18 protein-coding genes and 1 tRNA gene are annotated in these 21710 nt (G+C 55.2%); 13 read left to right on the top strand and 6 right to left on the bottom strand.

Annotated features, from left to right (window positions below; all coding sequences use genetic code 11):
* Positions 1 to 342: 342 nt before the first annotated feature.
* Both mtaB and dapF read right to left on the bottom strand, forming a co-directional pair.
* On the bottom strand, positions 343 to 1599 hold the full coding sequence (gene mtaB / locus GFB49_RS07625; RefSeq protein WP_153215254.1) for a tRNA (N(6)-L-threonylcarbamoyladenosine(37)-C(2))-methylthiotransferase MtaB: 1257 nt from the start codon (positions 1597 to 1599) through the stop codon (positions 343 to 345).
* Positions 1596 to 2438: a diaminopimelate epimerase gene (gene dapF / locus GFB49_RS07630; RefSeq protein WP_153215255.1), complete on the bottom strand. Its 843-nt coding sequence runs from the start codon at positions 2436 to 2438 to the stop codon at positions 1596 to 1598. Before dapF ends, mtaB begins: the two co-directional genes overlap by 4 nt.
* Positions 2439 to 2645: 207 nt before the next feature.
* On the opposite strand from dapF, the gene GFB49_RS07635 reads away from it, so the two are divergent.
* From GFB49_RS07635 to GFB49_RS07645, 3 genes are all read left to right on the top strand, one after another.
* Positions 2646 to 2721, top strand: a tRNA-Lys gene (locus GFB49_RS07635).
* Between the two features lie 547 nt (positions 2722 to 3268).
* Positions 3269 to 7453 (top strand): S8 family serine peptidase, encoded by a 4185-nt coding sequence (locus GFB49_RS07640; protein WP_153215256.1) that lies wholly within the window; start codon positions 3269 to 3271, stop codon positions 7451 to 7453.
* On the top strand, positions 7440 to 7940 hold the full coding sequence (locus GFB49_RS07645; RefSeq protein ID WP_194269286.1) for a hypothetical protein: 501 nt from the start codon (positions 7440 to 7442) through the stop codon (positions 7938 to 7940). The genes GFB49_RS07640 and GFB49_RS07645 overlap by 14 nt, the downstream gene beginning before the upstream one ends.
* A 63-nt stretch (positions 7941 to 8003) precedes the next feature.
* On the opposite strand, the gene fliP is transcribed toward GFB49_RS07645, so the two are convergent.
* From fliP to fliF, 4 genes are read right to left on the bottom strand one after another with little or no spacing between them, the layout of a single operon-like run.
* Positions 8004 to 8747, bottom strand: a complete 744-nt coding sequence (gene fliP / locus GFB49_RS07650) for a flagellar type III secretion system pore protein FliP (RefSeq protein ID WP_153215258.1) — start codon at positions 8745 to 8747, stop codon at positions 8004 to 8006.
* On the bottom strand, positions 8744 to 9040 hold the full coding sequence (locus GFB49_RS07655) for a FliM/FliN family flagellar motor switch protein (protein ID WP_153215259.1): 297 nt from the start codon (positions 9038 to 9040) through the stop codon (positions 8744 to 8746). Before GFB49_RS07655 ends, fliP begins: the two co-directional genes overlap by 4 nt.
* The gene (locus GFB49_RS07660) at positions 9033 to 9632 is read right to left on the bottom strand and encodes a FliH/SctL family protein (protein WP_153215260.1); all 600 of its coding nucleotides are present in this window, start codon (positions 9630 to 9632) and stop codon (positions 9033 to 9035) included. Before GFB49_RS07660 ends, GFB49_RS07655 begins: the two co-directional genes overlap by 8 nt.
* The gene (fliF, locus tag GFB49_RS07665) at positions 9632 to 11323 is read right to left on the bottom strand and encodes a flagellar basal-body MS-ring/collar protein FliF (protein WP_153215261.1); all 1692 of its coding nucleotides are present in this window, start codon (positions 11321 to 11323) and stop codon (positions 9632 to 9634) included. Before fliF ends, GFB49_RS07660 begins: the two co-directional genes overlap by 1 nt.
* Positions 11324 to 11425: 102 nt before the next feature.
* Here fliF and GFB49_RS07670 point away from each other — a divergent pair, with 102 nt between their 5' ends.
* The 10 genes from GFB49_RS07670 to GFB49_RS07715 all read left to right on the top strand — a co-directional run bounded on the left by GFB49_RS07670 (position 11426) and on the right by GFB49_RS07715 (position 21687).
* Complete coding sequence (locus GFB49_RS07670; RefSeq protein WP_153215320.1) at positions 11426 to 11953, top strand: flagellar basal body-associated FliL family protein; 528 nt, start codon at positions 11426 to 11428, stop codon at positions 11951 to 11953.
* Positions 11954 to 11963: 10 nt separating this feature from the next.
* Complete coding sequence (locus tag GFB49_RS07675; RefSeq protein WP_153215262.1) at positions 11964 to 12434, top strand: hypothetical protein; 471 nt, start codon at positions 11964 to 11966, stop codon at positions 12432 to 12434.
* Complete coding sequence (locus GFB49_RS07680; protein WP_153215263.1) at positions 12434 to 13036, top strand: MotE family protein; 603 nt, start codon at positions 12434 to 12436, stop codon at positions 13034 to 13036. The genes GFB49_RS07675 and GFB49_RS07680 overlap by 1 nt, the downstream gene beginning before the upstream one ends.
* Positions 13037 to 13114: 78 nt before the next feature.
* Positions 13115 to 13984 (top strand): flagellar motor stator protein MotA, encoded by an 870-nt coding sequence (gene motA / locus GFB49_RS07685; protein WP_153215264.1) that lies wholly within the window; start codon positions 13115 to 13117, stop codon positions 13982 to 13984.
* Complete coding sequence (locus GFB49_RS07690; RefSeq protein WP_153215265.1) at positions 13981 to 16425, top strand: hypothetical protein; 2445 nt, start codon at positions 13981 to 13983, stop codon at positions 16423 to 16425. The genes motA and GFB49_RS07690 overlap by 4 nt, the downstream gene beginning before the upstream one ends.
* A 204-nt stretch (positions 16426 to 16629) precedes the next feature.
* On the top strand, positions 16630 to 17310 hold the full coding sequence (locus GFB49_RS07695; RefSeq protein ID WP_246149648.1) for a lytic transglycosylase domain-containing protein: 681 nt from the start codon (positions 16630 to 16632) through the stop codon (positions 17308 to 17310).
* A 72-nt stretch (positions 17311 to 17382) separates the two neighbouring features.
* The gene (flhA, locus tag GFB49_RS07700; RefSeq protein WP_153215321.1) at positions 17383 to 19416 is read left to right on the top strand and encodes a flagellar biosynthesis protein FlhA; all 2034 of its coding nucleotides are present in this window, start codon (positions 17383 to 17385) and stop codon (positions 19414 to 19416) included.
* Complete coding sequence (locus GFB49_RS07705) at positions 19413 to 20192, top strand: flagellar biosynthetic protein FliR (RefSeq protein WP_153215267.1); 780 nt, start codon at positions 19413 to 19415, stop codon at positions 20190 to 20192. The genes flhA and GFB49_RS07705 overlap by 4 nt, the downstream gene beginning before the upstream one ends.
* The gene (locus tag GFB49_RS07710; protein ID WP_153215268.1) at positions 20189 to 21274 is read left to right on the top strand and encodes an EscU/YscU/HrcU family type III secretion system export apparatus switch protein; all 1086 of its coding nucleotides are present in this window, start codon (positions 20189 to 20191) and stop codon (positions 21272 to 21274) included. The genes GFB49_RS07705 and GFB49_RS07710 overlap by 4 nt, the downstream gene beginning before the upstream one ends.
* Complete coding sequence (locus GFB49_RS07715) at positions 21274 to 21687, top strand: hypothetical protein (protein WP_153215269.1); 414 nt, start codon at positions 21274 to 21276, stop codon at positions 21685 to 21687. The genes GFB49_RS07710 and GFB49_RS07715 overlap by 1 nt, the downstream gene beginning before the upstream one ends.
* Positions 21688 to 21710: the final 23 nt, after the last annotated feature.

Below are 21710 nucleotides of genomic sequence, written 5' to 3' on the forward strand. Positions count from 1 at the left end.
ATAAACTAATTGTGATGTTTGGAAGTGATCTAAAAAAATTTCACGCAGTTTGCGGTCTTTAATAATTTGCTATCTTAAGTGGAAAAATCAAAATAGATTTTATGCAGTAAATTCAAATTATAAGGTTGCCTTGCTGAAACCAACAAAGAGCTTTGAACGTTTCGCGCAAAATTTTGGTCAAAGTGACGGCTTCCATGCGCTTCTCTCGCGCAGGATGCTGGTCGAGAGTTAAAGCAATGTACGTTTCGCCAGGAGGCATAAATCGGTTGCCAACATTGATCTGCCGCCGGTTGAAGCCTCACGAAGAAAGGGTGTCTGTGCCGACGGAGACGTTTTACCGTGTCACACGGTCAATTGCTTTCCATCGGTGCCGGTAATCTTTGCTTGAACCACCGCACCTTCAGTTTGAGACTTGGTAAACCTCACCTCTGTGAATTGCTCCGTGCGGCCCATATGAGAGTTTTCCATCAAAATAGAATGGGTGCGTCCTATTTGGTTCTGCAAGTGCAGTCGGACCTGCGCCTCTCCGATCTCACGCAGGCGCGCAGCGCGTTTCTTGATCACTGTTCCATCCACCTGATTGGGGATCTTGGCTGCGGGCGTTCCCTCGCGTTTGGAATAGGGGAAAACATGCAGCCAAGTGAGGTCGCATTCCGTTACCAGTTTCAACGCGTTCTCAAAATGGGCATCCGTCTCGGTCGGGAAGCCTGCGATGATATCCGCGCCAAAGGTCATGTCAGGGCGCAGCCGGCGGGCGTCTTCGCAGAAGCGGATGGCATCATCGCGGAGGTGACGGCGGGCCATGCGTTTGAGAATCAGGTCGTCGCCATGTTGCAGCGACAGATGCAGATGCGGCATCAGGCGGGGTTCGGTTGCGATCGCTTGCATCAGATTCTCATCCACTTCGATTGAATCGATGGATGAGATCCGCAGACGCGGCAGGTCTGGCACCAGCTTGAGGATACGCATCACCAGATCGCCCAATTTGGGCTGTGCTGGCAGGTCCGCGCCCCAGGAGGTGAGATCCACACCGGTTAAGACCACCTCGTTAAAGCCTTTGTCTACCAGGCGCTTGATTTGATCCACCACAACACCTGCGGGGACCGAGCGGGAATTGCCGCGGCCGTAGGGGATAATGCAGAAGGTGCAGCGGTGATCACACCCGTTTTGCACCTGCACATAGGCCCGGCTGCGGGTGCCAAAGCCGTCAATCAGATGGCTGGCGGTTTCCGTCACCGACATGATGTCATTGACCTGCACCTTTTCGGTGGTGCCAATAAAATCGGTGGCCATGTTCTGCCAGGTTTCCGGCTGCATCTTCTCGGTATTGCCGATGACCTTGTCGACCTCACCCATTTGGGCAAAGGTCTCGGGCTCTGTCTGTGCTGCGCAGCCGGTGACGATGATCTGCGCATCTGGGTTTTCGCGGCGCAGTTTGCGAATCTCTTGCCGTGCTTTGCGCACGGCTTCGGCTGTGACAGCGCAGGTGTTCACAATCACCGCATTGTCGAGGCCCGCGGCCTGGCTCAGCTCCTTCATCGCCTCGGTCTCATAGGCGTTGAGGCGGCAGCCCAACGTAGTGAATTTCGGCGCGCTCATGCGAGACTGTCCAAGAAGTCTTGGGTGAAAGTGCCGTTGCAGACATGCATGGTTTCGCCCGTCATCCAGACGCCATCGTCGCGCCAGTCAATCCACAGGGTGCCGCCGTCCAGATCGATCTGAACCTTGTGCCCGGTCAGACCCCGGCGTGCCGCCGCAACAGCGGTGGCACAGGAGGAGGAACCTGAGGACAGCGTCACGCCCACGCCTCGTTCCCAGACCCGCATACGAATGTGATCGGGTCCGACGATATGGGCAATCTGCACATTGGTGCGTTCGGGGTACAAAGGGTGATGCTCGTAGCGCGGGCCAAACTCTTCAAGCGGGATACGGTCTGCGTCTTCGACAAAGAAGGTACAATGAGGATTGCCCATGCCTGTGGCGGTGGGTGAACCTTCAATCGGCAGTTCCAGCGTATCGATGTCTTCGGCCAGCGGGATTTCATCCCAATTGAGCTGCGGTGGGCCCATATTGACGGATGTCAGCCCGGTGCCTGCCGCAACTGCATAAAGGTCGCCGCGTTCGGTAGTCAGATGCAGACGGTCTGTGTCCAGGTCATCCATCAGATAGCGCGCAACACAGCGCGTGGCATTGCCACAGGCACCAGAGGTCGAGCCGTCTGCGTTATAAAAGGTCAGATGCGCGTCACCTTGCCCCTGGGAGATCACGGCAAGCTGGTCAAAGCCGATGCCAAACCGGCGGTGGCCGATTCCCTTCGCCATGGCCGGGGTAATGGGGAGATGCTGGTGGCGGGCGTCCACGACGACAAAATCATTGCCGAGCCCGTGCATCTTCATAAAGGGAAACTGGGTGTGTGCTACGCTGTTCATAAGCGGCATATAACGGGGCCAAACAGAGGAATCCAGCCTTTGGCAAAAAAGTTGAAAAAAAGGGGTTGACCCTATCCTGCATTATCCGTAGATACGCCGCCTATCGGGACAGCGCGGCTGACTAAGCCACACCGTCCCAGCGCAAATTAAGTGGTTGAACTCCTTGGAGAAAACACTTAGACGAAGCGCACAGCAGCGATGCTAAACAAAGAGAGTGGGCCGTTAGCTCAGTTGGTAGAGCAACTGACTTTTAATCAGTGGGTCGCAGGTTCGAATCCTGCACGGCTCACCACTCCTTCAAAAATAATGGCAGTAATCTGCCTAGGAAATTGAGATCGCAGATCGATCCGATTTCCACAATTTCCGGGCACAGAGTGCCGCGGTCTGTTGCGGTACAACTTCCTGGTTTTGTTGATTTCAGGGCCGGGTTTTGTGTTCCGTCTCTCAGGAGGAAAGTCATCGCTTTCTAAGCAGCGTGGCGGGCGCAGCGGGTTCTGTTGCAAAGCTTCGATAATTCTTCAAAAATCTATATAATAAAAATTGAATTTATTTGGTCAGGAAATCATTACCCTCATGGCGGTATCAATTTATTGTTAGAGACACATTCAATGGTTAAGGTCACTGCTGAATGGTTGGCGTCTAATGGTCGAAGCTCTTTGATCCGATAGTGTACTGAAAAGTAATGGTTTTGTTGTTGCCGCGATTAGGGACCCGTTTCTATTTCGGGAATCACGCCAATTCTTAAACCTTCTCTTCTTTGAATACGTTGCCAATCAGCAGTTACGAAGGCGCTTTTGCGCAACGAATTTGACGAATTGATTGTTTGGGAGTGGTAAAAGATGGCTATTTTTCGGGGTAACCGGCGGCATGATGTTCTGCGTGGAACGGGTGACGATGATCGGTTGATTGGGATGGGTGGCCGCGACCGCTTGTTTGGTAACAATGGCGATGATGTCCTTCTGGGGGGCGTTGGTCGGGATCGTTTGTTCGGAGGTCGGGGTTCTGACACTCTTGACGGGGGACGCGGCAATGATCGTCTTGTGGGCGGCGCTGGTGCAGATGATCTGAATGGCGGTGTCGGGCGCGACCGGCTGATTGCTGGCACTGGCGCTGACACGCTGGCTGGTGGACGCGGCAATGATACTCTGACAGGTGGGCGCGGCGCAGACCAATTCAATTACGCGGAAGGCTGGGGCGACGACACGATCACTGACTTTAACGTCGGCGCGGGCGATGTTCTGGATTTTTCCGACACGGATCTGTCTTTCTCTGATCTCACCATTGCAGCACAAGGCGATGATGTCCTTGTTTCAGTCGGCAATGACAGCATCTTGCTGCGTAATGTGTCGCTGGACGAAGTGACCGAGGCCGCGTTTGAGTTCGACAAGGTAGACACCGATAACTCAGAGGATGAAGGTAAGGTCGAAACCACCGGCGGGCAGGGCGAACTTTCGACACTGTCCAACGAGGGTCGCGACATCATCGGCCTGGATCAGTATCAAAATGACGCGCGTTTCTCTGGTTTTGACGGCAGCGGTCAGACTGTTGTGGTGATCGACACCGGTATCGATCTGAACCATTCGGCCTTTGGCCCGGATGCCAATGGTGACGGTATTTCGGATCGCATCATCTATACCGAAGACTTCAGCCGGGATGGTGACGGTACCGCCAATGACATTCAGGGGCACGGCACAAATGTCGCCTCCATTGTTGGATCGTCAAACGCGTCCTATTTGGGCGTCGCGCCGGGTGTGAATATCATCGCGCTGCAGGGCTTGGGCAACAATGGGTCCGGCACCAACTCCGATATCGAACGGGCGCTTCAGTGGGTTGTCGACAATGCCGCAGCTTACAATATTGTTGCGGTGAACCTGTCGCTTGGCGCGGGCGATAACGTCAATACTGTAAGCCCCCACTACACATATGGTGACGAATTTGCGGCGCTGGCCTCGCAAAACGTGATTACTGTGGCGGCCGCAGGGAATGATTATTACCGCTATCAAACGCCAGGGGCGTCCTCGATTGCGGCGGATCCAAATGTAATCGGCGTTGGTGCGGTCTGGGAGGGAGACTTTGGCAGCATCCAGTGGGGGAGCGGAGCCAAGGACTTCTCTACCGACGTAGATCGTGTGACGTCTTTCAGCCAACGCAGCAACGATCTGGGCATTGTCTTTGCACCAGGTGCTTTGATTGATGGTGCACAGCCAGGCGGTGGCTTTTCGGCGCAGGGCGGAACCAGCCAAGCCACGCCATTTGTCGCGGGTATGGCCGCTTTGGCGCAGGACATTGCAACCGATGTTTTGGGTCGGCGTCTGACCCCTTCTGAATTCCAGCGTCTGTTGCGGGAAACCTCGACGACCATTCGTGATGGCGACGACGAAGACGATAATGTCGCAAACCTCAATGCTGAGATCCCGCGGGTCAATATGTTTGAGTTAGCCCAAGCGATTTATGATTTGGCAGAGGATGATCCCACCCCCGTGCCAGAACCGCGCGAGGATGACTTCAGCTCAGACACATCGACCACAGGTCGTATCGGCAGTAATAGCACGGCGACTGGCGAACTGGAGACCAGCGGCGACACAGATTGGTTCCGTGTACGTCTGCGGGAAGGCCGCACGTATGAGTTGTCCATGCGTGGCGACGATAGCGATGAGGGCACATTGAACGATCCGGTCCTTGCGCTAGTGGATGCCCAAGGCAACATTCTGGCCAGCAACGATGATGGGCCAGCCAACCACAACTCTCTGATCACATACACGGCCCAGTCGACCGGAAACTATTATCTTGTTGCGAGCGGGTATGGTTCAGAAACCGGAACCTATACGGTTGGTATTGAGCGGACGTCCAACCGCAGAGCACGTGACGATTTCTCGGCTGATACATCGACGACGTCCAATTTGGACGGGGACGGCACCATTGTGCGCGGCCGTATCGAGGTTCAGGGCGATCGCGATTGGCACCGTTTGGATGTCGCTGCCGGCGCGGAATACCGGATCGACATGCATTCACGCGGCGGCCCCAATGTGCGCTTGGAAGACAGCTACCTGCGGATCTATGACGAAAACGGCACTTTGCTTGCCAGCAATGATGACGGTGGCAACGGCCAGAATGCACGGCTGTTTTATACGGCGTCCTCAGATGGAACGATCTATGTAGAGACTGCCGCCAGCGGCGATGCCGGAAGCGGACGGTACCGGGTGCGGGTGCAAACCACTGAGGTGGAGGGTGATGTTCCAAATGACGCCAGCACCTCTGCGCGCGTCGAAGTGGGCGGACATTACGATGGCACATTGGAAGCCGCAGGCGACCGCGATTGGGTTGCCGTTTCCTTGGTAGGGGGCGTTGTTTACGATATCGCTCTGTTTGGCCATGGCGACACGCCTGTAAGCGACACTTACCTCCGGCTCTTTGATGCGAACGGATCCTTGATTGCATCCAATGATGACGCCGATGGGCTGAACTCGGCGCTGGACAGCATTTCGTTTAATGCCTCTGGGACGTATTTCATTTCGGCCGGTTCTTATGCTGATGGCGGCGAGGGCGACTACCGCGTCACCGTCGAAGAGCTATCGGGTGATGGCGCGGACATCCCAACGGATACAAGCACCGAGAGCGAGATCACAATCGGGGGCAGCGTTGTTTCTGATTTGGGCTTTGAAGGAGACCGCGACTGGCATCGCGCGACTTTGGTTGCAGGCCATACCTATGAAATCGAAGTCGAAGGTGTTGGGTCTGACGCGCTGGGTGACACCTATCTGCGGGTTTACAACGGGCAATCGTCCTTGTTGGCGCAGGATGACGATGGCGGCGACGGGCTGAACTCGCGCCTGTTGTTCAATGCGGGCAATGGCGGCGATTTCTATTTCTCGGTTGGGGCTTATGCGGACGGCGGAACCGGTGGTTATGAGATTTCTCTGGTCGACACGGGCGCAAGCGATGACTTTGCCGGCGACAGCTCGACCACAGGTCGCCTGACCACATCCGTTGATGGCGAGATCGAGCAGGTTGGCGACACCGATTGGTTCGCTTATCGCGTTCAAAACGGCGGTATCTACCAGTTTGATGCCCGCGGTGCCTCGACAAGTGATGGCACTCTGGGTGACCCGGTTCTGGCAATCCGTGATGAATACGGCAACCTGCTGGGGTATAATGACGACGGTGGTGATGGTCTCAACTCCCAAGCCGTCTTCTCGGCGACCTATTCCGGCACCGTCTATGTTGAGGTTTCCGGCTATGGCAGTACCTCCATCGGTACATATGAGCTGGATGCACAAGTTCTGTCGAACGGGGACGATGACCACGGCGATGCAATTGACCCAAGTCTGTTGTTGCTGGATGCCGATGAATTTGTGTTCGGCGAGATCGAGGAAGAGGGCGATGTCGATTTCTTCCGGCTCGAACTGGATGCTGGCGGGATTTATGACCTGTTTGCCCGTGGTGCGCCAACATCTGATGGATCACTCAATGACCCGATTATGGCGTTGTTTGACACGGATGGAGATGTGCTCGTCTTCAACGACGATGGTGGAACCGGTCTGAACGCGTTGATCGAGGACTTTGAGGCCGACAATTCTGGCACCTATTATCTTGGCGTTGGGGGCTATGGCGGCAACAACAGCGGAACTTATACCATCGGCTATACGCAGACCGGCTCGAACGCATCCAACGACGACTTTGGCCAAAGCGCTGGTTCAGCAGGTGCCTTGGCGTCTGGGTCATCCATCACAGGTACGCTGGAAGAAGCAGGAGACCGGGATTGGATTGCCGTGAACTTGCTGGGTGGGCGCGAGTATGAGGTCGATCTGCGCGGCGTTGCCAGCAACAGCGGCACACTGGTCGATCCATATCTGAACGTCTATGACTCTTCTGGATCCTTCCTCGGCAGCAACGACGATGGTGGCTTGGGCCTGGAAAGCAGCCTGTCCTTTGTGGCACCGTCGACCGATGTTTTCTATTTTGAAGCTGCGGCCTATGCTGACAGATACACCGGGACATGGGAGCTGGAAGTTGGCCTTGCCTAACCAATGCATGCGCGTCTTGGGGGCTCTGGGCTTTTTGGGGGCCAGCAGCCTCGCTTTGGTTGCCTGCGAAACGCAGGTCATCAAAGTCTCGGATGTGTCCAAGGCCTCTATCCTTGCCAGTGAAAATGGGAATAAATCGCATATGCCAGCCACAGACATTGTGACGGTGGGACGGGAAAATGGCGCTAAAGGCCAGGCCATTTTCTCATCCGATCACGTTGAATACATGCTTACAATCATGGCGCCGGACAGCTGTCACGTGGCTGAACCCATGTCGCAGGTGAAAGTTGGTCCAGGGAGCAATGTGCACGTTGGGCGCGTTTTAAACCGCAATCCGGGCTTGTGCGCGCAAGTTATGACACCTGTGGAATTTTTTGGCCAGGTTTCGGATTTGCCGGAGGAACCAGAGCTTCTGGTTCTGACGATCAAAAATGACCAAGGCCGCATATTGGACACGTTTGAGTTTCAGCGGAATAAGGCGCGCTGACGAGTTTTCGACTGGACCCCACTCGGACAAAAAGATCGCCCAGTTGTTGGGCGATCTTTTCCATTAGGGGGCATAGCTGCGAACCAATGCTCCTGCAATCATGCTCCAGCCATCGGCAACCACGAAGAAGGCCAGTTTAAACGGCAGGGAAACCACTGCTGGCGGAACCATCATCATGCCCATCGACATCAAGACGGCTGATACAACCATGTCGATGATCAGGAAGGGCAGGAAGATTAGAAACCCGATCTGAAAAGCACGCGAAATTTCTGACAGCAGAAAGCTCGGCACCAAAGCCGACAAAGGTGCATCGCCGTTCGGGTCTATGTCCGCTGTCTCTGGACGCAGGTCCGCAATCGCATAGAAGGTATCAGGATCAAGCCGCGCGGCCATGAACTCTTTGAACGGGTCCAAACTGCGGGTGAGCGCGGGGATCAAATCCAGTTGCTCTTCCAGCAATGGATTGATGCCAACGGCCCAGGCCTCTTGGAATACCGGCTCCATCACAAAATAGGTCAGGAACAACGCCAAGCTGATAATCAGCATGTTGGGCGGAGCCTGTTGCAGACCGATCCCTTGGCGCAGGATCGACAAAACAGTCACCATAAAAGGAAAGCAGGTGATCATCATCAAAATGCCCGGCGCGATGCTGAGCACTGTGATCAGGATAATAAGCTGAATGGACCGGGCCGAAATGGATTGGCCGTCCGCCAGCGAAAGGCTCAATTCTTGAGCCGCTGCGCCGCCAGGGATTGCCAGAATGGCGATCCCCAAAATTGCGACGCGCAATATGAAATTCGGTGTCATCCCAGCCCGCTTTGTAGATCGGCAATTTCAGTGAGGCGTACCGCCAGCTGCCCAGCCTGGTCGCCCTCCAGTTCTTCCAGTTGCCCCCGCGCCACCAAGCGATCGCCGACGTATAGGTCCACCGGGTCTTCGACTCGTTTGTCCAACGTCAGAATTGCGTTTTCGCCAAGGTTTACGAGGTCGCGGATCAACGGACGGGCTTTGCCGACAGAGACGACGACTTCCACCGGAACGGAGACAAAGGGATTGCCTGCCTCGGTGGCTTTGAAATTCTGGTCGGCTGCGTCATCCATAAAGACTGTCCTCTTTGAAGTGATAAGTGAATGCATCGATTGAATCACGAACCGATTCCAATAATGCACCGCTGTTGAGTTCCCGCTCGGCTGTACCGACGCGTAAATAGGCTTGGCCCGGTTCGAGAAGCGCATCCTCGCGCACGGTCACCGGTACAGAAAAGTTGTCGCCCAACAGGGCCCGCACCGAAGCTCCTTCGCCTGCGGAAACCATGATCTCCATGCCTTGGTCGGTCTGATCCTTGGCCATCTCGGTCAATTGCTCGACCATATGGTGGCCAAAGGACGCCGCCATAGCGTCCGGTAAAACCGCGCTGGTCAAAACTTTGAACATGGGGTCCAAGGATTCGATCAGCTGGTTTTGCGCCTCGGTATAGGTGAAGTTCAGATCCTGCAGAGACGTCGCCAAGGTCGCGGAAATTTTGTTCGTTTCCTGATCCTTGGCCGTGACAGCGTCCTCCCAGCCGGCGCTATAGCCGGTCTCGAAAGACTCTGCCTTGGCTTCATCCAGAACTTCTTCTGACATGGCCATTACGATGGGTTCAGCACTTGGGTTAAACCCAAAATCTTCCAGGAGATGTGCAATGGTCATCAGGCTCTCTCCTCTTTTTCTTCAAGCCAACCGCGCAAAATTTGAACTGTTTCTTCCTGACGCTCGCCAATCATCGAGCGCAGGCGATCCACGGGGTCTCCGCCACCGCCGCCGCCCAGAACGGGCAACCCGCCACCCAGACCGCCAAGCTCGCCCATTGAGTCGAACTGACCGGTTTCGGAGTCTTGGATCTCTCCATCCAATGCGATGCCTTCACCCAGGTTCGGGTTGGCCATAAAGCCGCCGCCGCCGCCCAATGCGGGCAGTTCCGGTAGATCGCCCAAACCACCGGCATCCGCCATATCCGGGCTCGGCAATGCCGCCGTCGCACCGCTACCGCTGGAGGCCAAGATTGGGCGCACAACAAACAGGCCAAGGACCAGGGTCACGATTGCCAGGGCCGCCATTTGGATCAGCGACATCGCGTCAATATAAAGATTGTCAAAGAAAGATGAGGTTGCCGTTGTTCCTTGTGGTTCGATCGTCGGCATTTCCATGGATTTCAGCGTGATAACATCACCCCGTTCCGCGTCAAAACCTACGGCAGCCGCGATCAGCTCATGCAGCGCTTCAAGCTCGGCTGCTGGACGGGCCTGAAACACATCTTCACCCTGGGCATTGGTGGCTGTGGTTCCGTTGACAAGAACCGCAACGGTCATGCGTTTGATTGCACCGGGCCCCCGCACAATTTCGGTTTCGGTTTCGGAAATCTCATAGTTGATTCGTTCCCGTGTCGCGCTGGTGTTGGCATTTGACCCCTCGCCAGAAGAGGCGTCACCGTCCGGAATATTTGAGGCAACAGTGACCTCTCCGGATTGATTCGTGGATGAATCTGCGCGTTCTTCGATGTCGGTGCTGACCGCCACACGGCTTTCGGGATCGACACGTTTCTGACGGATAGATTCCGTGTCAGTGACGGTCTCAACGCTCACCTCGACCACGGCATTGCCCTTGCCGACGCGCGCTTCCACCAGGCGCATGACCCGGTCTTTTACGGATTGCGACCGGTCATCACTGCCTGCGCCCGCTGCCGCAGCTGCTTCGGGCGTACCCACCAGGGTGCCATTGGCGTCAATCACGGCCACATTGTCCACCGGAAGGCCGGTCACCGCCGAAGACACCAAGAAGCGAATCGCGTTGGCCTGTGCCGGGGTGATATTGCCACCCATCGGAGTGATGGAGACCGATGCGGTGGGCTCAATCGAGCGTTGGAACGGGTTGCTGCCAGTATTGGCAATATGCACCCGCGCTTGTGCAATATGCGGGCTCGCAACAATTGTGCGGGCCAGCTCGCCTTCTTTTGCACGCCAATAGGCGGCATCAAACATCTGAGAGGTGGTGCCAAAACCGCTGAGATTATCCAGCAGCTCATAGCCTTTTCCACCGTTTGCTGGCAGCCCTTCGCTGGCCAGCGTCAACCGTAACTCATCTCGGTTGCTCGACGGGACATAAATTGAACCGCCGCGCACTTCATATTCTACACCGCGCTGATCCAGCGCGCTTACCACTTCGCCTGCAGTCCCGCTTTCGAGACCTGCATAAAGCAGTTGCATGGTTGGCCGACTCGCCATTTGCGACATCGCAAATACTGCCACAAACATGAAAACCGTGGCTCCCACGGCTATCAATCGTTGGCGCATCTCCAATCCTGCCCAGACATTCTTGATCTGCTGCACAATAACCTCCGTCATACCGGCTTTCTGTCCGGCGTACCTCCTTTTCCCTGATCGGCCTTAACATTCGGTTAGTCCATGCAGCGTTATGAAGAGGCACACGACGTTTTAGGGATAGCCATGACAGACGCTGTAGTTGATACAGAAGAAGATGCACCGGCCAAGAAAAGCAAACTGCCCTTGATTATCGGGGTGGTGCTTGGACTTGCGGGTGCGGGCGGCGGGTTTTTCGCCGCTCAGTCAGGCCTTCTTCCCTTTGGCCAAGATGACGCGCATTCAGAAGAATCGCACGCGGCCGAAGAGGCGCCAGAAGGCGTGGACACAGGTGAGTCTGCGGAAGAAATCGCAAACCTTGCCTTTATCGATATGGAACCGCTTGTGATCTCTCTGCGTAAAGCGAGTGGTCTAAATCATTTGCGGTTCCGTGCTCAACTTGAAGTCAGCCAGGAACACCAGGCGGAAGTTGAAAAGGTCCTTCCAAGGGTTGTCGATGTCCTCAACAGCTACCTAAGGGCTTTGGAAATCGAGGATCTGACTGATCCTATGGCATTGCCAAAGCTACGCTCGCAAATGTTGCGGCGGATCAATATTGCAACCGGCCAGGGCCGGGTGCGTGATCTGCTGATTATGGATTTCGTATTGAACTAGGAGGGACAGAATGGACCTTATTGCTGATATCCTGCTGGCCGCTGGTGCCATTGGAGCAGGTTTCTATTGTTTTGTACTGTCGCGCCGTTTGAAAAAATTCAACGACCTTGAAAAAGGGGTTGGCGGTGCGGTTGCTGTGCTGTCGTCTCAGGTTGACGATTTGAACAAATCGCTGAAAGAGGCGCAGGCTATTTCCAACGGGTCAAGCCAGAAGCTGCAACAGCTGACCGGGCGGGCCGAATCGGTGGCGCAGCGTCTTGAGCTGATGATGGCATCGATGCACGATATGCCTGAGGCTCAGCCCGCAGCAGCAGCGCCTGCAGCACCGGCGCCTGCCGCTGCTGAAGAAACAGACGCGCTGGCCGAAGCCTATGGGGCCGAAGCGCATGTTGAACCGGAACCGCAGCCCGAACCTGAGGAAGCAAAACCAGCAGGGCTGATGTTCGTGCGTCACAACCGCAGTCAGAATCAGGTGGCATGATGGCTAAATCTGTTAAATCAAAAGCGAAATCAGGCGCGCTATTTGCCTTGGCGTTCCTGTTGGTTGGCTCTGCCGTGATGCGAATTGGTCTGGAAGCGGGACCCGCCATCGCGCGCGAAGTCGCAGGATTGGGCAAAGATGGCCCCGAAAAAGAGATGCATGGAGAGATGGCAAAATCGTCCATCCCTTCCTCTGCTGAAATGGAAGCCATGCTCAAAGCGTTCAAGCAGCGCGAAGACATGTTGGCCAAACGCGAGGCAGAGATCCAGGATCGCATGAAAGCGCTTGAGATCGCGGACAAAGCGATCGAACAAAAGCTGGCTGCCTTGGAAAAGGCCGAGGAAGACCTGCGCGAAACCGTGGCCTTGGCGGATGGCGCCACCGAAGAAGACGTGAATCGGCTGACCTCTGTATATGAACAGATGAAGCCGAAAGAATCGGCTGCCCTGTTCGAGGAAATGGATCCCACTTTTGCCGCAGGTTTCTTGGCACGCATGCGCCCCGAAGCCGCCGCAGGCATCATGGCGGGTCTCAGCCCCGAAGCCGCTTATACCATCAGCGTTGTGCTTGCTGGTCGTAACGGTTCCGTGCCCAAGGAATAACTTGGGCACTGCCGCTTAGCCTTTATTAAGGCGACTCGGGCTACTCTCATTACAGAAACGAACTTTTGGAGTGAACCTATGATCGGCATTGTAGGTATTGCCACCATTTTTGTGATGGTGTTCGGGGGATACCTCGCAGCGGGCGGTAAGATGGGAATCATCATCAAATCGCTGCCGTTTGAAATGATGATGATCGGCGGTGCGGCCGTCGGTGCGTTTCTTATCAGCAATGATATGGGCGGTGTGAAACACACAATCAAAGACATTGGTAAAGTTTTCAAAGGGCCCAAGTGGAAGCCCGATGACTATCGCGACTTGTTGTGCCTGTTGTTTGCGCTGATCCGCATTCAAAAAGCCAATCCGGTTGAGGTGGAACAGCATATCGAAGATCCGGAAAACTCAGCGATCTTCAACAAGTATCCCAAAATCCTGGGAGACAAAGAGGCTGTGAACCTGATCTCTGATACCATGCGGTCGGCGTCCATGAACTATGACGACCCACATCAGGTGGAAGAGGTTCTGGAAAAGCGGATCGAAGCCAATATGCATCATGCGCTGCATTCCAGCCATGCCCTGCAGGCTATTGCCGACGGTCTTCCGGCTTTGGGAATTGTTGCGGCGGTTTTGGGTGTTATCAAAACCATGGCCTCGATTGACCAGCCGCCAGAAGTTCTTGGTACGTTGATTGGTGGTGCTCTTGTTGGGACGTTCCTTGGGGTGTTCTTGGCCTATGGTTTCTTTGGTCCTTTTGCGGGCAAGGTAAAATCGGTTGTCGAAGAAGATGGCCATTTCTACCAGCTGATCCGCGAAGTTCTGGTGGCAAACCTGCACAACCACGCAGCCGCCATCTGTATCGAAGTTGGGCGTCAGAACACGCCTTCTCATTTCCGGCCTGGGTTCTCTGAGCTGGAAGAAGCATTGAAATCGGTGAAACAGGACGCAGCATGAATTGGCGCGCTCTTACAATTGCTTTGTGCACTGTGGCGGCATCTGCCGCCCAGGCCGAAACAATTGTGGCCCGCTCTGGCGAGCATGACGGCTTTTCGCGCCTGGTCATGCGTCTGCCAGAAGGGGTCGACTGGTCGCTTACCCAGAACGGGCAAAGCGGCGTATTGAATATCAACTCGCCCGACGTGGTATATGATACCTCTGAGGTTTTTGGACTCATTCCCCGTACGCGCCTGAAGTCGCTGTCGCAGGTGGGTCCAGGACAGCCGCTAAAGCTGGAAATGGCCTGTGACTGCCAATTGCGCTCGCATGTCATGACCAACGGATATTTGGTCATTGATGTGCGTGACCGGCAAAAGCCAAGCTCGGAAATTGCCCAGCCAGCGCAATACCGGCCAGAGTCCTCGGTCTTGCCACTCTTGCCTGCAGCGCCTCCGACGACCGGCTATCGTTTCTCTCTGAATGAGACCGACATTCAAACGTCGCGACTGGAAAAAACCCTGCAGTCTGCGCTGGCAACAGACGGCAATTTGGTCAAGGCAGCGGTCGAGACACCCGCCCCCGAACCTGAGCCGCAAGACGTCTCAACCGAGGTTAGTGAACCGCTGGAACTGCCTGTGCTGACCGAAGAGGTCGTGCCGACGGCAACCGCCACCGCAGAAGCCGCGTTCGAGAGCGGTTTACTGGCGGATGCGGATCTACTGGATATGGAGGAAGCAGCCCGAACGGCCACGGTGAACGAATCTGAACGCCGTCTGCTGCAGCAGATCGGCCGCGCCACAAACCAAGGGCTGCTGGACCTGCTGGTGACCGAGGTTCAAGACGGAAGTACAGGTGGGATCGTGGACCCGCTGGGGTCACAGGACCGGCCGCTTAACCCGCTGGACCATATCTCGGTGACCACTGCAATTGACCGGGAAACAGGTCTCTTTGCGCGCCAAACGGACGAAGAAGAAACCGATCAGCTTTGTTTTGCGGATGTAGAGATCGCCGTCCATAAATGGGGTACAGAGGATCCTTTCTCTGTCCAGATCTCAAAACTGCGCAATGGTCTGGTAAAGGAATTTGACAAGTTCGACGAAGACAAAGTTGTCGAGCTTGCAAAAACATATCTGTTCTTTGGGTTCGGCGCTGAGGCCCGCGCAATGCTGGCTTTGCTGCCTGAAGGGCCGGGTCGACCAGATAACATTGACGTGTTAGAGGCCTTGGCCGATCTGCTGGATGGACAGCCGATGCCTGTGCACAACCCGTTTTCCGGTCAGCAAGTGTGTGCAGGGCACTCCGCCTTTTGGTCTGCCTTGGCCGAGGGGGAAATCAAAAACAACGCCAACACGGACGCAATTCAACAGGCTTACGCCCTGATGCCGGTTCATTTGCGGGTGCATTTGGGACCGCGGATTTCCACCCTCTTTTCACAGCTTGGCGAAAAACATATGGCCGAAGCGGCACTGCGTTCCGTTGAACGCACCGGCGTCGAACATGTGCCAGAGATCAACCTGGCGGAAGCCGCATTGGCCGAACTTGAAGGCGATACGGAAACCGTCGTCGAGGAGCTTGAGGAAGAGGTTGCAGAGCGGTCAGCTAACACGCCGCAAGCGCTGATTGATTTGATCAACCTGCACTATGAAGAGCGGCGCGCCCTGTCACCTGATGTGCCCGAGCTTGTTGGATCCTACGAGCTGGAAAACCGTGACACAGACCTTGGAACTGACTTGCGCAAAGCCGAAGTGACTTCGCTTGCTTTGGAAGGACGTTTTGATGAGGCGTTTCATGAATTGAATCGTGTGACGGAGCAGGACGGACCAGTTGCGCGCGCCGAGACACTCGAACCATTGTTGGTTTTGCTTACGGAGCGCGCCAGTGATGTGACATTTCTTCACTATGGGTTGACCTTCAGCAAACAAGCGACAACCGCAGAAGCCGCACCGGTAGTGGACCTGATGGCACGTCGGCTGTTGGATCTTGGGTTTGCAGAACATGCGCGATCGCTGATGCAAAAGGATGCGCTTGAAGCGCCCAGCCCCGAACGAAAGCTGATGATCGCGGAAGCTGCTGTTGCTTTGAACGAAGCGGACGTTGCGATTGCAGAGCTTGAAGGACTGCAAAGCTCGGAAGCAAACCGTCTGCGCGCCCGCGCCTATTGGCAGGATGGTGACTATAACAGCGCGAGCCAGGTTCTGTTAAAGGAAGAAGACACCGAAGAAGCTGCGCGCGGGTTCTGGTTGTCAGAAAACTACCAAGCCATCAGCGGTATTGATGGCGCCTCTGAGGCGCGCTTTGGAGCGGTTGCAAATGTGTCAACGGAAATTGACCGGGTTGCCCAAGATCCAGAAGGCATGCCGCCTTTGGCCGAGGCGCGTGCGCTGATGGAAACCAGTGCAGGGACTCGCACAAGGATCGAAGAGCTGCTGTCCCGTGTCGGAACAATCGACACGCAATAGGGTCCTAAAATCTCTATCACAAACATGGGCGTAGCTGTCGTTAATCCGACCGCTGCGCCCTTTCATTGTAACGGTTTGTAAATGATCGCGGCCTATTTTCAGATTGAGGGTGAAACCTGAGTTGGACTGGGCAGAATGCCGTTTTTAAAAACACTCTTTCGTAGAGGTAGACTGGGCTGCCATGCCGTGTGCATGGTGCTTGTGATGTATGGTTTTGCCGCGCCTGCATTGGCGCTTGGCGATCCGACTGTTGCCGGTGTATGCGATCTTGCCGCGCGGCAAGCCGCCCGTGACCAAGACATTCCGTTAAATGTTCTGCGTGCGATCACCCGCACGGAAACAGGCCGCGGTGGCAAAAGCGGCCTGCAGCCGTGGCCCTGGACCGTCAATATGGAAGGCGCGGGCAAGTGGTTTGAGACCGAGGCTGAAGCTAAGAGCTATGTTGCAGCTCATTTCAAGCGCGGCGCGCGCAGCTTTGATGTTGGATGCTTTCAGATAAACTACCGTTGGCATGGACATGCATTTGAATCGGTTGATCAGATGTTTGATCCGATCGTCAACGCGCAATACGCGGCGCGTTTCCTCCGGGAACTGTACGATGAGTTTGGCGATTGGTCCAAAGCGGCGGGTGCCTATCACTCTCGTACACCGACTTATGCTAATAAATACGCTGCGCGGTTTGAACGTGTGCGGGCCGGTCTTGGCCCGGATACAGCCGTTGGAACATTGCCAACCGCGCGTCGCCGGCGCGCGACATTCGGCGCGCCGCTTCCCCTGATTGCTGTTCATAACCCTGCGCCTTTGGTTGCCCAAGGCGCGGTCCAAATGGGGTCTTTGGTACCCCTCCAAGGTGCGGCCAACCGCGCTTTGATTCCCTTGAATTGAGAGAGCTGACCCGTGCCTAAACTAACCATACAACAGGTTTTCAGCCCAACCGTATTGCTGGCCATTGCGCTGATGGCAATCATTGTCATGATGATCCTGCCAGTACCGGCCTGGGTCTTGGATGTAGGTCTTGCCACTTCCTTTGCATTGGCCATTTTGATCTTTACCATCACATTGTTCATTGAACGGCCATTGGATTTCTCTTCCTTCCCGACGATCCTTTTGGCCTCGCTGATGCTGCGCCTGTCGCTTAACGTCTCCTCGACCAAGCTGATCATTGGTCAGGGTCATACCGGCACGGATGCCGCCGGCAACGTGATCCAGGGGTTTGCCCAGTTTGTGATGGGTGGCAGCGTGTTCTTGGGCCTTGTGATCTTTGGCGTGCTGTTGATCGTGAACTTCATGGTCATCACCAAGGGTGCCGCGCGGATGGCCGAAGTGGGCGCACGTTTTGCGCTTGATGGGATGCCAGGCAAACAATTGGCCATCGACGCAGACATGAGTGCCGGTGCAATTGACCACGAAACAGCAAAAGAACGCCGTGAGCTTGAGCAGAAGGAAACCACATTCTTTGGCTCGCTTGATGGTGCCTCTAAATTTGTGAAAGGCGACGCGGTTGCGGGTCTTTTGATCACGCTTCTCAACCTGATTGTCGGCTTGATCATGGGCACGCTTATCCACGGTATGAACGTGGGCGACGCGTTTGAGACCTATGCGATTTTGACCGTGGGTGACGGTCTTGTCTCCCAGATCCCGTCGGTCATTATTTCTATCGCGGCGGCGCTTTTGTTGGCACGGGGCGGTGCGGCAGGCTCTACTGATACCGCGCTTATCACGCAATTCTCTGGCCATCCCGCCGCATTGGCAACCGTCGCCGTTTTGATGGCACTTTTTGCTTTGGTGCCGGGCTTGCCCTTTGTCCCCTTTATGCTTGGTGCGATGGCACTGGGCTATGCAGGCTACAGAATTTACACGAAAAATTTGGCGGACGAAGAAGCCGCGGTTGATGAACAAATTGAGGAAAACGCGCAACCTTCCCAAGAACGCCCCCTTGGTGATGTTCTGGATCTGGATGATCTGCATTTGGAGTTCGCGCCGGATCTTGTGAGCATGGTGTTGGATGCGGGCACGGGCTTGGATGCCCGGATTGCAAATATGCGAACCCATGTGGCCACCTCCTTTGGTTTGATTCTGCCGGAAATTCGTCTCAGCGATCAGGCCGAGCTTGAAAACGGCACCTATGTGATCAAGGTCCAAGGTGTAGAACAGGCGCGTGGCATCCTGCATCCCGACATGGTGCTTGCGTTGATGCCAGACCAGCACGAGGCCCTGCCGCCGGGCACTGATGTGACGGAACCTGTCTATGGCGCGCCTGCGCGTTGGGTGGCAGGTAAACACAGGGAACAGGCCAATATGATGGGGGCAACCGTAGTGGCCCCGGCGGAAATCCTGGCGACCCATTTGCTGGAAGTGATCAAGCTGAACTTCTCCCGTCTTTTGACCCTTAAATCCCTGCGTCGTCTGTTGACCGAAATGACCGAACTCACCGATGGGTTCCGTGCCGAGGCAAACCGCAAACTGCTGGATGAGCTGGTCCCTGACAAGGTTCCGATCGACTCGCTCCATTCCGTGTTGCGCCTGCTTTTGGAGGAGCGCGTCTCGATCCGGAACATGCCGCTGATCCTTGAAGCCATTGCAGAGGCGCGGGTTCACACGACCTTGCCTGAACCGATCTGTGAGCATGTGCGCCAACGGTTGGGCTTCCAGTTGGTCGCGGAAATGAAACGCGACGATGGCACCATCCCGCTGATCCAGCTAGCGCCCGAGTGGGAGGATATCTTCTCAACCTACCAAGTGGATACCCAGGGTTCCGGCCTTGATATTGCGCTGCCGCCGGACCAGTTTAACCGCCTGGCCGAAGGGTTGAATGATCGTCTGGTCCAGGTCACAGAACAAGGGATCAATGCGGCTGTTGTAACCTCTACCCGACGTCGCAGGTATTTGAAAACCATTCTGAAATCGCGTGGTGTCAGCAATCCTGTTCTGTCGTTTGAGGAAATCGGGCTAGAGGCGCAGCCTGCGCTTGTGGGTTTGGTTCCGGCATGAGTTTGGATTTCTTGCCAGTCGAACTTGTGGCGCTGCTTGGCGCTGGGTTCTGGCACGCGGCTATCGTGTTCCTAAGAACGGCGGCAATTGTGTCTACGCTTCCTGCGATTGGCGAAGTCTTTGTTCCCACGCCGGTAAAGCTGGCGATGGCCTTTGTGTTCACAATGATTGTTGCTCCGATGGTGCCCCTGCAGCCGCCGCCGGACACTATACTCAGCTATGTTGGGCTTGCTGTGAGTGAAGCTATGGTTGGTCTGGCTCTTGGGTTTGCGGTCCGCATTTTTGTTCTTACGCTGCAAACGGCGGGTGCAATTGGTGCGCAAGGCACATCACTTGCCCAGGCCTTTGGCGGTCTTGGCGCGGAACCGATGCCAGCAATCGGCAGCATTTTGGTTTTTGGCGGAACTGCGCTAGCGGTTATTATGGGGCTTCATATCAAAGTGATCGAATATATGGCGCAATCCTACCTGATGTTTCCGGTGGGTGAATTTCCACCTGCGTCCGAGTTGTCACGTTGGATTGTACAGCGAGTCTCTCAGAGCTTCTCGATGTCGTTTGCGCTTGCAGCGCCATTTGTGATCACTTCGGTAATTTACAATATCACGCTTGGCTTCATCAACAGAGCGATGCCGCAGCTGATGGTCGCCTTTGTTGGTGCGCCGGTGATCACCTTTGGTGGTATGTTTATCATGTTGGTCGCGAGCCCGATGATCTTGATGCATTGGGTCGAAGTGTTCTTTACTTTCTTCGCGAACCCCACCGGAGGTGCTCAATGAGCGATCAGGACGACGATTCCGATAAGTCATTTGAGCCTACACCCGAAAAACTAAAAAAGGCGCGGGAAAGTGGCGACGTAGCCAAATCCACAGACTTGTCAGTTGCCGCGGCTTACCTGGGTGTTGTTATTGCTTTTTATGCGGCTGGCCGCGGGCCGGTCGAAAAACTGGGTACAACACTTATGGCGTTTCTGGATCAGCCGGACCGCCTGGTAGAACTGTATTTTGAAGGGTCTGCCTCCCAACCGATGATCAATCTTGTTCAATCGGTGATTTTGTCAGTGCTGCCTTGGTTTGCCGTGCCTGCAGTATTGGTATTACTTTCAATTATTGCACAAAAAGCTTTCGTGGTGGCTCCAAGTAAATTGGAGCCGAAACTTTCAAACCTGTCACTCTTAAAAAATGCCAAAAATAAGTTTGGCCGCTCGGGACTGTTCGAATTCGCCAAAAGCTTTTTCAAACTCCTGATTTATTCAATTGGTTTGGGATTTTACCTGTCCTATCGGATGCCTGACATGATCGCATCTGCGGCCACTGGTGCGTTTTCAGTACTGATGCTTCTGGGCAGCTTGGTACTAGAAATTCTGATTTTGGCCACGCTGATCGCAGTATCAATTGGGGTTGTGGACGCGGCATTTCAGCACGCTGAGTATCGCCGGAAAAACATGATGTCCCAGAAAGAGGTCAGGGACGAGCAGAAAAACGCGGAAGGCGACCCCCATTTCAAAGGGAAGCGCCGCCAGCGTGGACAGGAAATCGCACTCAGCCAGATGATCGGCGCGGTGCCCGATGCGGATGTGGTGATTGTGAACCCGACTCACTATGCCGTGGCTCTGAAGTGGACACGCGAACCAGGGTCGGCGCCGTCTTGTGTTGCCAAGGGCGTGGACGAGATTGCGGCTGCAATTCGTGAGAAGGCGCAGGAAAATGCGGTACCTATTCACAGCGACCCCCCCACTGCGCGCGCCCTTTTTGCAACCGTGGAAATTGGCGAAGAGATTTTGGAAGAACACTATGCTCCGGTTGCTGCGGCAATTCGATTTGCGGAAGCCATGCGTGAAAAGGCCAAAGGACGCATCTGATGAAAGACAAAATGCTGCATCAAATGAAACGCGTAACAGAGGCGCAGTACATGCAGGAACACGCGCGGGTGAAACCGATCCTGGACGCTGAAGCCTCGGCACGAGCCAAGCTTGCGCAGCTGGATCAACAAGTGAAGGACGCCCGCGAGCAGTCTGACGGTGATGTGGCCAATGGCGATCTTGCGATGAGGTCTCTGGGCGCGGATCTGTTGTGGGAAGGTTGGCACACCCGCATGCGGCGACAGCTGAACACAGAGCTGGCCCAGGCGACAGCGCAAAAACTGATGGCGATGGACCGCCTGCGAAAATCTTTTGGCCGAAAACACGCGGTCGAAACCATGGCGGAAGATGCAGCAAAACAGAAAAAAGCCGACCAAGCCGCCCGTCTTTATGCGCAGCTTATGAACCAGTGATTGCGCAGAGAGTTTTAACAACA

Origin of the sequence: Tritonibacter litoralis (assembly GCF_009496005.1) — a bacterium.
In the GTDB taxonomy this organism is placed as follows: domain Bacteria; phylum Pseudomonadota; class Alphaproteobacteria; order Rhodobacterales; family Rhodobacteraceae; genus Epibacterium; species Epibacterium litoralis.

What these genes read in the sequence shown, in the direction of transcription:
- fliF (WP_153215261.1), bottom strand. Translation starts at nt 11,323, where the DNA reads ATGACGGAGGTTATTGTGCAGCAGATCAAGAATGTCTGGGCAGGATTG.
- GFB49_RS07670 (WP_153215320.1), top strand. Translation starts at nt 11,426, where the DNA reads ATGACAGACGCTGTAGTTGATACAGAAGAAGATGCACCGGCCAAGAAA.
- GFB49_RS07655 (WP_153215259.1), bottom strand. Translation starts at nt 9,040, where the DNA reads ATGGATGACGCAGCCGACCAGAATTTCAAAGCCACCGAGGCAGGCAAT.
- GFB49_RS07705 (WP_153215267.1), top strand. Translation starts at nt 19,413, where the DNA reads ATGAGTTTGGATTTCTTGCCAGTCGAACTTGTGGCGCTGCTTGGCGCT.
- GFB49_RS07660 (WP_153215260.1), bottom strand. Translation starts at nt 9,632, where the DNA reads ATGACCATTGCACATCTCCTGGAAGATTTTGGGTTTAACCCAAGTGCT.
- dapF (WP_153215255.1), bottom strand. Translation starts at nt 2,438, where the DNA reads ATGCCGCTTATGAACAGCGTAGCACACACCCAGTTTCCCTTTATGAAG.
- mtaB (WP_153215254.1), bottom strand. Translation starts at nt 1,599, where the DNA reads ATGAGCGCGCCGAAATTCACTACGTTGGGCTGCCGCCTCAACGCCTAT.
- flhA (WP_153215321.1), top strand. Translation starts at nt 17,383, where the DNA reads ATGGCAATCATTGTCATGATGATCCTGCCAGTACCGGCCTGGGTCTTG.
- fliP (WP_153215258.1), bottom strand. Translation starts at nt 8,747, where the DNA reads ATGACACCGAATTTCATATTGCGCGTCGCAATTTTGGGGATCGCCATT.
- GFB49_RS07710 (WP_153215268.1), top strand. Translation starts at nt 20,189, where the DNA reads ATGAGCGATCAGGACGACGATTCCGATAAGTCATTTGAGCCTACACCC.
- GFB49_RS07680 (WP_153215263.1), top strand. Translation starts at nt 12,434, where the DNA reads ATGGCTAAATCTGTTAAATCAAAAGCGAAATCAGGCGCGCTATTTGCC.
- motA (WP_153215264.1), top strand. Translation starts at nt 13,115, where the DNA reads ATGATCGGCATTGTAGGTATTGCCACCATTTTTGTGATGGTGTTCGGG.
- GFB49_RS07695 (WP_246149648.1), top strand. Translation starts at nt 16,630, where the DNA reads ATGTATGGTTTTGCCGCGCCTGCATTGGCGCTTGGCGATCCGACTGTT.
- GFB49_RS07640 (WP_153215256.1), top strand. Translation starts at nt 3,269, where the DNA reads ATGGCTATTTTTCGGGGTAACCGGCGGCATGATGTTCTGCGTGGAACG.
- GFB49_RS07690 (WP_153215265.1), top strand. Translation starts at nt 13,981, where the DNA reads ATGAATTGGCGCGCTCTTACAATTGCTTTGTGCACTGTGGCGGCATCT.
- GFB49_RS07675 (WP_153215262.1), top strand. Translation starts at nt 11,964, where the DNA reads ATGGACCTTATTGCTGATATCCTGCTGGCCGCTGGTGCCATTGGAGCA.
- GFB49_RS07715 (WP_153215269.1), top strand. Translation starts at nt 21,274, where the DNA reads ATGAAAGACAAAATGCTGCATCAAATGAAACGCGTAACAGAGGCGCAG.